This is a genomic window from Cryobacterium sandaracinum, assembly GCF_004403415.1.
In the GTDB taxonomy this organism is placed as follows: Bacteria; Actinomycetota; Actinomycetes; order Actinomycetales; family Microbacteriaceae; genus Cryobacterium; species Cryobacterium sandaracinum.
In genome coordinates, this window is record NZ_SOGO01000044.1 from 1 (window position 1) to 12968 (window position 12968).

The following is a 12968-nucleotide window of genomic DNA, read 5'->3' on the forward strand; positions in this document are numbered from 1 at the left end:
GCGACGAGACGCGGGTCAGGCGGGTGATCAGGTCGATGCCACTGCTAGCCCCGTTCTTATACGCGAGGGACTCGTGGCCGAGGATACGGCGGGACCGCACCGAAATGTCAGCGGCGGAGGCGACCCTGGCCGCATCGACCCGACGGCCGAGGTCTTCAACCATGCCCAGCACCATCATCGCGTCCGCCTCGCCCAGGAGGGAGAAAGACACCGAGTCGAGCACGGCTGCGGCCAGGTCACGGGCCTGCTGCAGCTGCTAGGGGTGACTGTGCACGGGGTGACTGTGCACGGGGTGCCTGCGCGAGGGGTGCCTGCGCGAGGGGTGCCTGCGCGAGGGAAGGCACCGCCTGCGGTGAGGCGGTGGGGTGGTGCGGAGTGGGGGCTCCAGCCATACCTTAATAGTAGATGTGTACTAATAATAAGTCAAGAAGTCTCACATTACTGTAGAAAGTAATTTGCTTGGGGCGGTGCCGTGGAGTCGGTTACGCACCGGCATCCGTTGCCGCGCCCTCAGGCACCCGCGCCCCTCAGGCACCCGGGCTCCCTAACGAATTCGACGGAGATTTTACCGATTTCGAGCCCAAACGGATGTTCTGGGCCGGTTCTGAGCAAAATCTCCGTCGAATTCGTTCGGCCAGGGGGCCGACGCAGGAGTGCCGGGGAGCTCAACTGGGGAGCTCACGCCGACGGGCTCAACCGCCGCTACCCGCTAGAAGTTCGGCAGGAACTCCTGCCAGACCGCCCGCCGCTCTCCTCGCGGATCCGATTCGATGCGATCGACCTCGTCTCAGAGTCAGCCGGTCGGTTTCCGAGTAGGTCGGCCAGGTGTCGTCGGGCCGCCTTGTGCAGGCGAAGCGAAGCCAGTGCAGGCGCATCCGTTCGCCCGCGTTGATGAAGAGTTCCCGCCCGCCGAGCAGGATCATGGCCCGAGCCGTGGGGCCGTGGGGCCGTCGACGTGGTCGAACAGGGCGAACAGCTCGATTCCGTGTGTGGCGTTGATGCCCAGCGTGTGCTTAAGCCGCGGGACCAGGTCGAACCGGTACGTATAGACCGGCGCGACCCGGGAGTGGAAGTCGCCGATCTGCAGGCTCGGATACCAGAACACGAAATCCCCGCCGCAGTCCGACGACGACTGTTTCGCCGGCAGGCTCGCGTAGACGGAGCGCATCGCGTCGTGCGGGCTCACCGGGGCGTGGTCGAAGATGGCCGCGATACGCGTCGGCGACTTCGGCAGGATGTCCACCCGGCTTCGGAACAGCGACCCCTCCCGCTCTTTGGTGCCGATGATCAGCGGCACCCGGTGCGCGGTCCCGTGACGGAAGGCGTCGAGCGGCCGCTCGGGCAGGAAATCCACGTCGATCACCGGGATCAGGCAGAAGGTGCCCGGGCTGGCATCCGGCGTGCGCGCCTGCAGCGCCACGGCCGCCTGGGTCAGGTCGGCTACCGCGGCGGTGGTCAGCGTGGATAAAGACCATCACCGGGCGGCCCAGCCGTCTACGCGACGCCGACGCCGGCCGAAGCACGTTGACACTCAGGCACTCCTCACCGGCTGCGGGGCCCGGAACCGCAGCTCGCCCACGGGTGGCGCGGCGTAGGGGATGCCGCGCCAGGCCGAATGCCATTGTCGTCCACGCCGCGCACGATCCCGCCGGTGACCCGCACCTCCAAGCGGCTCCGCGGGGTCGCGGTCATGGTGTCCTCACTTCGGGCGCGTCGACGCCGCTATCGGTACTCCGGGTTCGGCTGGAATCCGAACCGCTCGCCCTCGTCCCACTCCGCGCGGAGGTTCCCGTAGGCGGGGATGCCGCCGTTTGCCTTCAGCATTGCGGCCAGGTGCATCAGGTTCCAGGTCATAAAGGTCACGTTGCGGTTCGTGAAGTCACTGTCCGGCCCCCCGGAACCCGGGTCCAGGTAGCTCGGGCCCGGACCGATCGCGCCGATCCAGCCGACGTCGGCCGCCGGCGGAATCGTGAAGCCGATGTGCTGCAAGCTATAGAGCACGTTCGACGCGCAGTGCTTCACGCCGTCCTCGTTGCCGGTGATGACGGCCCCGCCCACCTTGCCGTAGTAGACGTACTGACCCTTGTCGTTCAGCTCCCCCGACATGGCATAGAGCCGTTCGATCACGCGCTTGGTGACCGAGCCGTTGTCGCCGAGCCAGATCGGTCCGCCGATCACGACGATGTCGGAGGCGCGCACCTTGTCGAACAGGGCGGGCCAGGCATCCGTCGCCCAGCCGTGTTCGGTCATGTCGGGGTAGACGCCCGAGGCGATGTCGTGGTCGATGGCCCGGATATTCTCGACGTGGACGCCCTGCTCGTGCATCAGGTTGATGCTGAGGTTCATCAGGCCCTGTGTGTGGCTGATTTCGGGGCTTCGTTTGAGGGTGCAATTGATGAACAGGGCCCGAAGGCCGGCGTATTCGAAGGATGCCTGGGTGTTGCGGATCGCGGTCATGGCGTCAGTTTTGCACCTGCCCCAGACCTCGTCTAGGGCCACACCGGGGCCCGCGCCCTCCGGATCGGGCCTTCGATCGGGCCGCGAATCGGGTTAACTGGGAGAGTGATTTCCAGAGAGCATCGGGTGTTGATCGTGGCCATTCTGGCGTCGTTCGTGGCGTTCCTGGACGGCTCCATCGTCACGGTCGCGCTGCCGGCGATTTCTCGGGAATTCGGCGGCGGTCTGGTGCTGCAACAATGGGCGGTCGACGGCTACCTGCTGTCATTGGGCGCCCTGATCCTCGTGGCCGGGTCACTCTCGGACACGTTCGGCCGGGTGCGGGTGCTCCGAATCGGACTGGTCTGGTTCGGGATCACCTCGCTGGCGTGCGCGGTCGCACCCTGGGGGAGTGCGCTCGTGTTGGCCCGAGTGCTGCAGGGCGTGGCGGCGGCTCTGCTCGTGCCGAGCTCCCTGGCGCTCATCACCTCGACGTTCTCGGGGGCGGCGCAGGCTCGAGCGATCGGGGCCTGGACCGGCTGGACGGGCATCGCGGGCATCATGGGTCCGGTGCTCGGCGGCATCCTGGTGGACACGCTCAGCTGGCGCCTGATCTTCGGGCTCAACGTGATCCCCATCATGGTTACCCTGGTGCTGCTGGCCGGCCTGGACGAGCCGGTGCGCACCCGTCCGGCGGCCCCCATCGACGCGTGGGGCGCCGGCCTGGCCGCGCTCGGGCTGGGCGGTCCGGTCTTCGCCCTGATCGAGCAGGGGCGGCTGGGCTGGGCCAGCCCGGTCGTGTTCGTGCCGCTTGTCGTCGGGCTGCTGGCCTTCGCGGGGTTCCTCTGGTGGGAGGCGCGCGCGCCGCATCCGATGATGCCCCTGAGCCTGTTCAAGATCCGCAATTTCGGCGTCGGTAACATCGCTACGGTCGGTTTCTACGCCGCCCTCGGCCTCGGTTTCTTCGTGTTCACGCTCTATCTGCAGCAGGTCGGCGGCTTCTCGGCGACCGTAACCGGTTTCGCCGGCATCCCGGCGACCGCCATGCTCCTGCTCTTCGCGACCCTGTTCGGCACCCTGGCCGGCCGCTACGGACCGCGCGCGTTTATGACCGTGGGCCCGATGGTGGCAGGAGCCGGATTCCTGCTGCTACTCGGGGCGGTGCCGCCGATCGCGCTCTGGTCGCAGGTCGTGCCGGCCGTCGTCGTGATCGGCCTCGGCCTGGCCATCACCGTGGCGCCGCTCACTTCCGCGGTCCTCGGCTCCATCCGGCCCGAGCAGGCCGGCATCGGCTCGGCCATCAACAACGCCGTCGCCCGGGTGGCCGGTCTAGTCGCGGTGGCTCTGGCCGGCACGATCATCGGAACTACGCTCGACGTTCCGGGATTCCAGCGCGTGATGGTCGTCGTCGCGGGCTTGATGTTCGCCGCCGGGCTCGCCTCCTGGCTCGGAATCCGCACCTCGGGTCCGGTTCTCGCGCCGGAGCACCCCGAATAACTGCTATAGTTTTCAAGTTGTCAGAGAGTACTTAGCTCTGGGCAGCCTGCGCTCGTAGCTCAACGGATAGAGCATCTGACTACGGATCAGAAGGTTGGGGGTTCGAATCCCTTCGGGCGCACATCTGGACCCCCGCAATCAGCAGATTGCGGGGGTTTCCTGTTTGTCCGAAATGCACGGGCGTCGGCACCCGAAAAAACGCGGTCTCTCGCAGCGATAGAGTGAGAAAGTGCTCACCCGCCTGGTTCAGATCTCCCGACCGGTGCTCTGGGTCAACACCATCGGAACCACCGTCATCGCCATGTGGCTGGTCGGGGATTTGTGGCGGTGGGAGATTGTTCCGCTGCTCCTCTGGGTGACGCTGCCGTTCAACCTGCTGATCTACGGTGTGAACGACATTTTCGACCAGGAAACGGATGCCCGGAACGCCCGCAAGGGTGGCCTCGAGGGGGCCCGCATCCTCGGCTCGGAAACCCGCGCCATCGTGCTCGGAGTCGTGCTGACCAACGCGCCTTTCGTGGCGTATTTCCTCGCTACGTTGCCGGCGGCGGCGCTCGCCTGGATCGCCGCGTACATGGTGATCTTCATCTTCTACTCGGCACCCCCGCTGCGTTTCAAAGCCCGGCGCTACCTCGACTCGCTCAGTAATGCCGCCTACGCTTTCCCGCTGGTCTTCGTGCCTCTCGCCCTCGGTGAGTCACCGGTCTGGGCGGCGGCGATCGGACTCATGGCGTGGAGTGTGGCCAAGCACACCTACGACGCGGTGCAGGACATCGACGAGGATCGTGCAGCCGGAATTCAAACCACTGCCGTTCATCTCGGCGCGCGCGGCTCCGTGGTGTGGAGCGGCGCGTGGTGGGCCCTGTCCACCGTGGGTTTCGCGCTGATCAACTGGCCGGTCGCCGTGGTGAATGCGCTCATCACCGGCTGGTTGGTGGGGTCGCTGGGGCGCAGCCCCACGCCGATGACGGCCCGCCGAATGTACCGCTACTCGATCGCGTTCCCCTACGTCGCAGGTTCCGTTGCCGGGGCCCAGCTCGTGGCAGTTTTTTTGCTCAAGGAGATCCTATGACACGATCCCGCAGGAAGACGAACCTGACCCCGCAGCGCATCGTCGTGCTCGGCGCGGGAGTCGGCGGGCTCACGGCCGCCGCGCTGCTGGCCCGCGCCGGCCATTCGGTGACGGTGCTGGAGGGCTCCGACTGGATCGGTGGCAAGAGCCGACGACTCGAAATCGACGGGCAGCACGTGGACACCGGACCGGCGCTGGTCACCTTCCCTCTGGTCTGGGAGGAGCTGCTGGCCCGCTACGACGCGCTCGGCGCCCGCCGCTCTGTTCCCGCCGAAGCCGCCGCGGTGGCCGCGGTGACGTTGCGGAGACTGCCTGAGGTGGGCCGGTACTTCTACCGGGGAGCGGACGCCGTCCTGCCGGTGCCCGCCGGTCACCCGTGGCACGCGGCCTGGACCCGGTTCGAAAAAGAACACGGTGGTCTCGGGCCTCAACTCACGAGCATGCTGACCGCCGACCCGGCCGATCCGGCATCGCTGCCGGCCGTACGCAACGTGTTTCGGCTCTACGGCACCCGCCTGACCACGCGCAGCTTTCTCGACGGCCTGAGCTGGATGCCCGAAGGCCTGCGTGAGGTCATCGCCATCCACACCCTCAATGCCGGTGTCTCTCCCCGGCGGACCCTCGCACTGTATGCGAGCATGCCGGCGATCATGGCCAGGGACGGCGTGTGGGTTCCCGAGGGCGGCGTGAACGAGCTGCCGCTCGCATTGCACCGGCTCGCGTTGAACGCCGGCGCGGTCGTGCGCATTAGCGAGCCCGTCACAGCCGTGTCGAAAGGGCTCGTGACCACGGCGACGGCGACGCATCCGGCCGACGTGATTGTGAGCGGGCTCGACCGTGGGGTGCTCGACGGGCTGCTCGGCGTGCCGCCGGTCCGGCCACAGAAGCTGTCCTGCTCCGGCGTGGCCATTTATGCAGTGCTTGAGACCTCGTTGCCGGAGGGCACCGCCACGCATTCCGTCGTGTTGCCCGACGACCCGGCCGCCCTGCACCGCAGTCTCGATGCCGGGGCTGTGCCCGAGCAGACGATGGCCTTCCTGAACTATTACCGGCCGCACGAGGTCTATGCCAACGACCGGGCCACCGTGGCGGTGCTTCTCACCGCGCCCGCTGACGGCCGCCGCTATGACCTTGACAGCCCGTGGGTGGCGCGTGAGGTCGCGCGGGTCAGCGCCGCCGTGGGCCTGGACCGGCCGATCAGCGAGCTGTTCCGTGATCACGTCGTGCTTGATCCGCGGTACTTCGCTGGCTGGGGCTCCACCGGTGGTGCGCTCTACGGCGCCACCAACCCGCTCTGGCAGAGCGGGCCGTTCCACCGCCCCGGGTACACCAGCCGGGCACGCCCGTGGCTGTGGCGGGTGGGGGCATCGGTGCACCCCGGCGGCGGTATACCGGCCGTGCTCGGCGGCGCCATGACAGCGACCCACAAGCTGATCGGCCGCCTCGACGCCCGCTGACCGAGGAGTGACGGCCGCCGGATCAGCGAACGGCCAGGTCCGGCCGAGGCAGATGCGCCGACTCGGGGCGCACATTGGCGCGATCACAGCCGAAGCAGGTCAGCACGTAGACGGGGAGGGCGCGGTGTGCGGCGTGCACCGGGTTCGGCGTCAGGCGAGCTGTCGAGTGGCAAAACGGACACGTGATTCTCATGGCTGAAGCTCCTGATTTTGTACCCGCCACGATCTGCAACGCGTGTTTCGAAGTTGACTCAGGTGATGTGGGCGCAGTACCCACTTGACCTGGCCGGATGCGTGTGTCGCACCCTCCGGCATCCTGTGCTAGCGAGGTTCGATGTGCTCGATCATGAAGTCCGTGCCGGGGAACAGGATGCTCTCATGCCCTTCGCTGAACCGCACGAGGTAGGGAGGTTCGCCGTCAAGCCCGCGAACCTCCACGATCTCACCGTGCCGGTCCGGTGCTTCTACCGTCTTTCCTCGGATGACGACCCGGTCTCCCTGTGCTGCATGCATGGGAATTACCTCCTCGCGGATCACCGTACGCCCGCTCGCGCCCCCTGCACAGGGCAGCGAGACGCGGCGCGCCGGGTTCCGTCAAGGCGGCGCAACCTGGGCGGTGCAGGTCAGTCCTCGCCATGCAGGCGATCGCAGAGGGCGGTGAGTTGCAGGAGCTCGTCGGTGCCGAGCGTGTCGCCGATGCGGTCGGTGATGGTGCCCATGTGCTGGACAGCGACCCGGCGGAACAGGTCGAAGCCGGCATCCGTCAGTTCGATCAGGGCGCCGCGGCCGTCAGTAGGGTCGGTGTGCTTCCGCACATAGCCCCGCGCGGCCAGTCGGTCGACCAGACGGCTCACGCTCGGCTGGGTCAACAGCACCTGCCGATTCAAATCGCGGAGCCGCAGGCGCCGCCCGGCGGCCCGGGACAGGTTGAACATTACGTCGTACTCGTTGAACGAGATGTCATGAGCCGGAAAGTCGGCGGCCAGGCTGCGCATAATGGCAACCTGGGCACGAAACAGTGATTCCCAGGCGGCCACGGCCACGGCTCGATCGGTCACGCTGCCTCCACTCATCCTTGATCTCCAAGAATAGGGACTCGGCATCGGGACGCCTCCCCCACTCGTGGGGATTTGGACAAAAAAAGAATGACGAACAAGTGGCGCTTCGTTACGCGTTCGTTATATATTCGAAGTGCGTCAACCGTTTGCTGTGGCGGAAGACGCGAAATGTGATTGCAGGACACTCTTGGTGCAAGGGAAGAGGGCCGGTCGTAGCTACTACGACCGGCCCTCTGTCACGCCATCGCCGTCGAATTGTTTTGCAGCGTCGCTCCCGGAAGGCGAGAACCGACCGCAATTTGTGGATGTTGTTCATCCCGGGCGGAGCGCCGTGCCCGGTGTTGGACCAATTCGACGAAGATTCTGGTCTGAAACTGCTTTTCGGAGTATTGCGGGGACGATTTGGGCAGAATCTCCGTCGATTTCGTTCAAGGAGAGTCGCTGCAAGGCCCCAAAAACCCCAATCGGCGAACCCTCATCGCCCACGGCGGCGGGACTCACACAGCGGGAAGCTAGAAGACGTCCGGGCTCGGCGTGCTCGATTGGCGGATCGACACGTCGGCGTGCCGGTCGAAGCGGTAGCCGACCCCGCGCACGGTGCGCACGATGTCTTCGTAGCGACCGAGCTTGGCGCGCAGGCGACGCACGTGCACGTCGATGGTGCGCTCATTCGGCGCGTCTTCCTCGTCGGAGGCGTTCCACAGCTTGGCGATCAGTTCGGCACGCTCGATGGTGCGGCCTTCGCGGAGCACCAGGTACTGCAGCAGCTCGAATTCCTTGTAGGTGAGCGCCGCGGTCTCGCCGTCGAGGATGACTCGCTTACGGGAGATGTCCACCACGACGCCGCCGAGTGCGCGGTCGGGGTCGTCTGTCACAGTGCGGTGCCGGGCCAGCGCAGTCGGGTCCTGCAGGGCGAGGCGCACGACGTCGACGTCGCGTCCACCGGCTCCGGCGGGCGCCAGTGCGACGGCGGCATGAGTCTCCGCGGTCGGCGCGATGGTTCCGGTGAGGGCTTTGAGCGCCTCGACGATGCGGCTGAGGCTGGTCCCGGCCGCGGCGGCCGTGGCCTCGTCGATGCCGACGTAGAAAACGAAGCCGCGGGCCTGAGTGCCCTCGGGCACGGCGCGGATGCGGGGTGCGGCGGGCGTCGGAACGGCCTGGCGTTCGAGGCGTGCGGCCTGGGCCGAGCGGGCGGTGTCAATGTGGGCAAGCGACATGAGAGTAATCCTTGGCTGGGGTACTGCAGGTGAACCCGACGCTGAGGAGCTGTTCCGGGTTCGAAAAAGTGCGGCCGGTGAGGCCTGGAGGGAGCGAGAGAGGCTCCGGAGTTCAACCAGCCGGCCGCGTGAAGTCAGCGGGGCGGGAACTCGGCGAGGTGTTCGCTGCTTAGCGGGACATTCGGCAACACGCACAGCAGCTGCCGGGCATCACCATGCCGGCAGTCCCGGGGGCCTCGAAGGAGGTCTGGGGGCGTGCGCTCGTTGTCATAGTTGCGAGTAAAGCCCACTGTTACGGCGTGTGTCAATTCTGCAACCAAGGATGACGCCGTGTGACACGCATCACGTTCGATGGCTCCGCGGCGGATCGGAGAATCCACCGCGGATCGCGAAAGCATGAAAGTTTCCATGATGAAATTTGATTTCATCAAAGATTCTTGAATATGCCGGGTACTGGCGCCCGGCATGTCGCAGGACCTGCGGTGTCCGCCGCCCGACGGAATTGGTGCTCGCTAGAGCTAGACCAAACCGTAGAGGCGGTCGCCGGCGTCACCGAGGCCGGGAACGATGTATCCGTGCTCGTCAAGCTTGTCGTCGACGGCACCGAGAACGATGGTCACTTCGCGGCCCTCGAGGGCCTTCTCGACCGCGGCGAGCCCCTCAGGCGCGGCGAGGATGCAGATGGCCGTGACATCGACGGCGCCGCGGTCGAAGAGGAACTGGATGGCTGCGATCAGCGAACCGCCCGTGGCCAGCATCGGGTCGAGCACGAAGCACTGGCGGTCGGAGAGGTCGTCGGGCAGGCGCTCCGCGTAGGTGGCGGGCTGAAGGGTCTCCTCGTTGCGGGCCATGCCGAGGAAGCCGACCTCTGCCGTCGGTAGCAGTTTGACCATGCCCTCGAGCATGCCCAGACCGGCGCGGAGGATCGGCACGACGAGCGGCTTGGGGTCGCTGATCTGCACGCCGCGGGCCTCGGAGACCGGGGTCTGCACGGTCACGTCTTCGACTCGCACGCCGCGGGTCCCCTCATAGGCGAGGAGGGTCATCAGCTCTTCGACAAGTGACCGGAAGATCGGCGACGGCGTGTTCTTGTCTCGGAGTACCGTGAGTTTGTGGGTGATCAGGGGGTGGTCGGCTACGTGGACTCGCATAGGCTCAATCTACTAGTCGGGGAGGGGAACGTAGATGGGCGAGGTCGATCGCCGGCACAGCGAATGGATGCGGCTCGCGCTCTGCGAGGCCCGCGCTGCCCTCGAAACGGGGGATGTGCCCGTCGGTGCGGTGGTGCTGGACCCGTCCGGCCGTGTGATCGGCCGCGGACGCAACGAGCGCGAAGCGCTGCAGGATCCCACCGGCCACGCCGAGATCGTCGCCATCCGTCACGCTGCCGCGTCCCTGGGGGACTGGCACCTGACCGGCTGCACCCTGGTGGTGACGTTGGAGCCCTGCGTGATGTGCGCGGGCGCGATCCTGGCCGCACGGGTGCCGGTCGTGGTTTTCGGCGCGTGGGACGAGAAGGCCGGCGCCTCCGGATCGGTCTACGACGTGCTGCGTGACCGCCGGCTCAATCACCGCGCTGAGGTCTACGCCGAGGTCGACGCTGACGAATGCGGGGAACTGCTCAGGGCGTTCTTCGCGGACCCAGACCGTCGAGCCATTCGCTGAACATGGACCGGGAAGCGTTCTGCATACCGCTGGAGTAACGTTCGCGTTCGCGGCGCAGGTCGCCCACGTCGAAGCCCTCGGCGGCCACCTCCGCCTCCGAGGCCGCCAGCCACACCTCGTGCATCTCCTCGGTGACCTCCGGGTGGAACTGCACGGCCAGCGCCCAGTCTCCGATCCCGAAGGCCTCATTGCCGTACTGGGGGGACCCGGCGAGCCGTGTCACCCCGTCGGGCAGGTCGAACGTGTCGCTGTGCCACTGGAAGACGGGTACGCCGCTGACGTGACGCAGCGGGGAGGTCGCCCCGGCCTTCGTGGGCTCCACGGAACGGTAGCCGATCTCGTTCGTCGGCCCGCGGTAGACGCGGGAGCCCAGGGCGTTCGCCATCAGCTGCGCACCCAGGCACACGCCGAAGACGGGCAGAGAGGCGCCGAGCCGCTGCGTGAGCAGGTCGATCTCGGCGTGCAGCGCGGGGAACTCGTCGGCCTCGTAGACCCCCATCTCGCCGCCGAGAACGACCAGCAGGTCGGCTTCCCGCGGGTCGAGGGCACGCACATCCTCCTTGAGCGTGTCGACGTAGCGAATGGAGTAACCGTGCTCCCGCAGCACCGGTTCGAGGTTGCCGAGGTGGATCGTGTCATCGTGGCGCAGGACGACCGCGGTGCGGGTCACTCGCTGCCTTTGATGACGATGGTGTCGGTGGGCGGCGTGCGGCGGTTGGGGTCGAAGAACAGGTCCGGCTCGAGGTAGATGACGCGGGCCGCCGGCACGGCCTCGCGGATGCGGGTTTCGACGGTGTTGATGCCCGCCGCCACATCAGAGAAATGGCTGTCGGCCTCGAAGGCGATCTTGGCGGCGACGAGCAGTTCGTCCGGGCCGAGGTAAAGGGTCTTGAGGTGGATGATCTTGCGCGTCTCCGGACCGGCCAGGATGGCACGCTCGATGGCCGCGGCATCCGTTTTACCGGCGCCTTCGCCGACGAGGAGGCTCTTGGTCTCTACGCCGAGGACCACGGCGACCAGGACGAGCAGTACGCCGATGAACAGGGTGCCGATGGCATCCCAGACGGGCTCGCCGGTGATGATGGTGAGGCCGACGGCGAGGAAGGCGAAGACCAGGCCGGCGAGAGCGGCGATGTCTTCGAGCAGCACGACGGGCAACTCGGGCGCCTTCGCGTGCCGCACGAACTGCACCCAGCTTTGGTTGCCGCGCACGAGGTTCGATTCCTGGATGGCGGTGCGAAGTGAGAAGGACTTGAGGCCCATGGCGACCAGCAGCACCACGATGGGCAGCCACGGCACGTCGAGCGGGTGCGGGTCCTGCAGCTTCCGCACACCCTCGTAAAGGGAGAAGACGCCGCCGACGGAGAACAGGATGATCGACACCACGAACGCGTAGACGTAGCGTTCCCGGCCGTAGCCGAATGGATGCTCCTTGTCGGCTTCCTGCTTGGCCTTGCGACCGCCGACGAGCAGAAGCACCTGATTTCCGGAGTCGGCCAGGGAGTGCACGCCCTCGGCGAGCATCGAGGAGGAACCGGAGAATGCCCAGGCCACGAATTTCGTGATCGCGATCCCCAGATTGGCGAGGAGTGCCGCCACGATTGCTTTGTTCCCGCCAGAAGTGCTCATGGGGCAATCCTAGAATGCACACCAGACGGACCCGGCACAGGGGGCGAAAGTAGACTCGTCGGATGACTTCGACTGCAACCACCACACTGCCCGCCATCGCGTTCCTCGGCGCCGGATCGATGGCGAGGGCCGTTCTGACCGGGCTGCTGAACCCGAATGTGACCGTTCTGGGCGGCATCCGGGCAACCAACCGCTCCACGGCGAAGGCCGACGAACTCGCAGGAATCCCCGGCGTCACCGCCTGGGCCACCGCCGACGAGCCCACGGCCAACCGCAAGGCCGTCGCCGGCGCGCGCATCGTGATCGTCGCTGTGAAGCCCGTCATGGTCCTCGACCTGCTGGCCGAGATCGCCGACAGTCTCGAACCGGGCACGCTCGTCATAAGTGTCGCCGCCGGCGTCACCATTGCCACGTTCGAGGCGTCGCTGCCCGAATCCGTGTCGGTCATCCGCTCGATGCCGAACACGCCGGCCCTCGTCGGCAAGGCCGTCACCGGGCTGAGCGCCGGCACGCGGTCCAGCGACACCGATCTCGAGCTCGCGAGGTCCCTCTTCGGCACCGTCGGCGACGTCCTGGTCGTGCCGGAGGAGAAGCTCGATGCCCTCAGCACCATCTCCGGGTCAGGTCCGGCCTACGTTTTCTACCTGATCGAGCAGCTCACCGCCACGGCGATCGCCAAGGGTTTCACCCCGGAGGAGGCCGCGGTCATGGTGAACGGCACCTTCCTCGGTGCGACGAGCCTGCTGGTGGCATCCGACCTGTCCCCGACGGAACTGCGCCGCCAGGTCACAAGCCCGAGCGGCACCACCGAGCGTGCCGTGTGGGAGCTGGAAAAGGGCGGGATCAAGGACCTGTTCGACCGGGCGACGGATGCCGCACTCGCCCGGGCCCGCGAACTCGCCGGCCACTAGAACTCCAGGCCATGAGAACTCCAGGC

General features: G+C 66.8%; 15 protein-coding genes, 1 tRNA gene and 1 pseudogene. 6 read left to right on the forward strand and 11 right to left on the reverse strand.

Going from position 1 to position 12968, the window contains the following annotated elements; genetic code table 11:
* The 4 genes and pseudogenes from E3T25_RS16235 to E3T25_RS16245 all read right to left on the reverse strand — a co-directional run.
* Positions 1–211 (reverse strand): hypothetical protein (locus tag E3T25_RS16235; protein ID WP_134375411.1); only part of this gene is annotated, 211 nt, incomplete at its 3' end.
* Between the two features lie 708 nt (positions 212–919).
* Entirely contained in the window at positions 920–1420 is a 501-nt protein-coding gene (locus tag E3T25_RS16240; protein WP_166785104.1) for a carboxylesterase family protein, read from the reverse strand.
* A gap of 111 nt (positions 1421–1531) precedes the next feature.
* A pseudogene (locus tag E3T25_RS18010) lies at positions 1532–1615 on the reverse strand (carboxylesterase family protein); the annotation flags it as partial.
* A gap of 107 nt (positions 1616–1722) precedes the next feature.
* Positions 1723–2457: a flavodoxin family protein gene (locus E3T25_RS16245; RefSeq protein ID WP_104099160.1), complete on the reverse strand. Its 735-nt coding sequence runs from the start codon at positions 2455–2457 to the stop codon at positions 1723–1725.
* Between the two features lie 105 nt (positions 2458–2562).
* Between E3T25_RS16245 and E3T25_RS16250 the strand changes: the two genes are divergently transcribed.
* The 4 genes from E3T25_RS16250 (at position 2563) to E3T25_RS16265 (ending at position 6462) form a co-directional block, all read left to right on the forward strand.
* Positions 2563–3933, forward strand: a complete 1371-nt coding sequence (locus E3T25_RS16250; RefSeq protein WP_134375415.1) for an MFS transporter — start codon at positions 2563–2565, stop codon at positions 3931–3933.
* A 48-nt stretch (positions 3934–3981) separates the two neighbouring features.
* Positions 3982–4054 (forward strand) — tRNA-Arg (locus E3T25_RS16255).
* Between the two features lie 108 nt (positions 4055–4162).
* Complete coding sequence (locus E3T25_RS16260) at positions 4163–5005, forward strand: UbiA family prenyltransferase (RefSeq protein WP_134375417.1); 843 nt, start codon at positions 4163–4165, stop codon at positions 5003–5005.
* Positions 5002–6462: a phytoene desaturase family protein gene (locus E3T25_RS16265; protein WP_134375419.1), complete on the forward strand. Its 1461-nt coding sequence runs from the start codon at positions 5002–5004 to the stop codon at positions 6460–6462. Before E3T25_RS16260 ends, E3T25_RS16265 begins: the two co-directional genes overlap by 4 nt.
* A gap of 22 nt (positions 6463–6484) precedes the next feature.
* Here the strand turns inward: E3T25_RS16265 and E3T25_RS16960 are convergent, their stop codons facing one another.
* The 5 genes from E3T25_RS16960 to upp all read right to left on the reverse strand — a co-directional run bounded on the left by E3T25_RS16960 (position 6485) and on the right by upp (position 9888).
* Positions 6485–6655: a hypothetical protein gene (locus tag E3T25_RS16960; RefSeq protein WP_166786033.1), complete on the reverse strand. Its 171-nt coding sequence runs from the start codon at positions 6653–6655 to the stop codon at positions 6485–6487.
* 128 nt (positions 6656–6783) lie between these two features.
* Entirely contained in the window at positions 6784–6975 is a 192-nt protein-coding gene (locus E3T25_RS16270; protein WP_134375421.1) for a DUF1918 domain-containing protein, read from the reverse strand.
* A 110-nt stretch (positions 6976–7085) separates the two neighbouring features.
* A complete protein-coding gene (locus E3T25_RS16275; RefSeq protein ID WP_134375423.1) occupies positions 7086–7535 on the reverse strand; it encodes a MarR family winged helix-turn-helix transcriptional regulator in 450 nt (149 codons plus the stop codon).
* A gap of 497 nt (positions 7536–8032) precedes the next feature.
* Entirely contained in the window at positions 8033–8737 is a 705-nt protein-coding gene (locus E3T25_RS16280) for a winged helix-turn-helix domain-containing protein (RefSeq protein ID WP_104100676.1), read from the reverse strand.
* 518 nt (positions 8738–9255) lie between these two features.
* Positions 9256–9888, reverse strand: coding sequence for a uracil phosphoribosyltransferase (upp, locus tag E3T25_RS16285; protein WP_104100677.1), 633 nt, complete (start codon positions 9886–9888; stop codon positions 9256–9258).
* 34 nt (positions 9889–9922) lie between these two features.
* On the opposite strand from upp, the gene tadA reads away from it, so the two are divergent.
* Positions 9923–10402, forward strand: a complete 480-nt coding sequence (tadA, locus tag E3T25_RS16290) for a tRNA adenosine(34) deaminase TadA (protein WP_104100678.1) — start codon at positions 9923–9925, stop codon at positions 10400–10402.
* On the opposite strand, the gene E3T25_RS16295 is transcribed toward tadA, so the two are convergent.
* Both E3T25_RS16295 and E3T25_RS16300 read right to left on the reverse strand, forming a co-directional pair.
* The gene (locus E3T25_RS16295; protein ID WP_104100679.1) at positions 10359–11072 is read right to left on the reverse strand and encodes a glutamine amidotransferase; all 714 of its coding nucleotides are present in this window, start codon (positions 11070–11072) and stop codon (positions 10359–10361) included. The genes tadA and E3T25_RS16295 overlap by 44 nt on opposite strands.
* Complete coding sequence (locus E3T25_RS16300) at positions 11069–12031, reverse strand: cation diffusion facilitator family transporter (protein WP_134375425.1); 963 nt, start codon at positions 12029–12031, stop codon at positions 11069–11071. Before E3T25_RS16300 ends, E3T25_RS16295 begins: the two co-directional genes overlap by 4 nt.
* 62 nt (positions 12032–12093) lie before the next feature.
* Between E3T25_RS16300 and proC the strand changes: the two genes are divergently transcribed.
* Positions 12094–12942 carry a pyrroline-5-carboxylate reductase gene (proC, locus tag E3T25_RS16305; RefSeq protein ID WP_104100681.1) on the forward strand — a complete coding sequence of 283 codons (849 nt, stop codon included), beginning with the start codon at positions 12094–12096 and terminating at the stop codon, positions 12940–12942.
* Positions 12943–12968 lie beyond the last annotated feature (26 nt).

Bases quoted from the DNA above. Each gene is read 5' to 3' on its own strand.
- E3T25_RS16265 (WP_134375419.1), top strand. From the start codon at position 5,002: ATGACACGATCCCGCAGGAAGACGAACCTGACCCCGCAGCGCATCGTC.
- E3T25_RS16280 (WP_104100676.1), bottom strand. From the start codon at position 8,737: ATGTCGCTTGCCCACATTGACACCGCCCGCTCGGCCCAGGCCGCACGC.
- E3T25_RS16270 (WP_134375421.1), bottom strand. From the start codon at position 6,975: ATGCATGCAGCACAGGGAGACCGGGTCGTCATCCGAGGAAAGACGGTA.
- E3T25_RS16960 (WP_166786033.1), bottom strand. From the start codon at position 6,655: ATGAGAATCACGTGTCCGTTTTGCCACTCGACAGCTCGCCTGACGCCG.
- E3T25_RS16300 (WP_134375425.1), bottom strand. From the start codon at position 12,031: ATGAGCACTTCTGGCGGGAACAAAGCAATCGTGGCGGCACTCCTCGCC.
- tadA (WP_104100678.1), top strand. From the start codon at position 9,923: ATGGGCGAGGTCGATCGCCGGCACAGCGAATGGATGCGGCTCGCGCTC.
- upp (WP_104100677.1), bottom strand. From the start codon at position 9,888: ATGCGAGTCCACGTAGCCGACCACCCCCTGATCACCCACAAACTCACG.
- E3T25_RS16245 (WP_104099160.1), bottom strand. From the start codon at position 2,457: ATGACCGCGATCCGCAACACCCAGGCATCCTTCGAATACGCCGGCCTT.
- proC (WP_104100681.1), top strand. From the start codon at position 12,094: ATGACTTCGACTGCAACCACCACACTGCCCGCCATCGCGTTCCTCGGC.
- E3T25_RS16275 (WP_134375423.1), bottom strand. From the start codon at position 7,535: ATGAGTGGAGGCAGCGTGACCGATCGAGCCGTGGCCGTGGCCGCCTGG.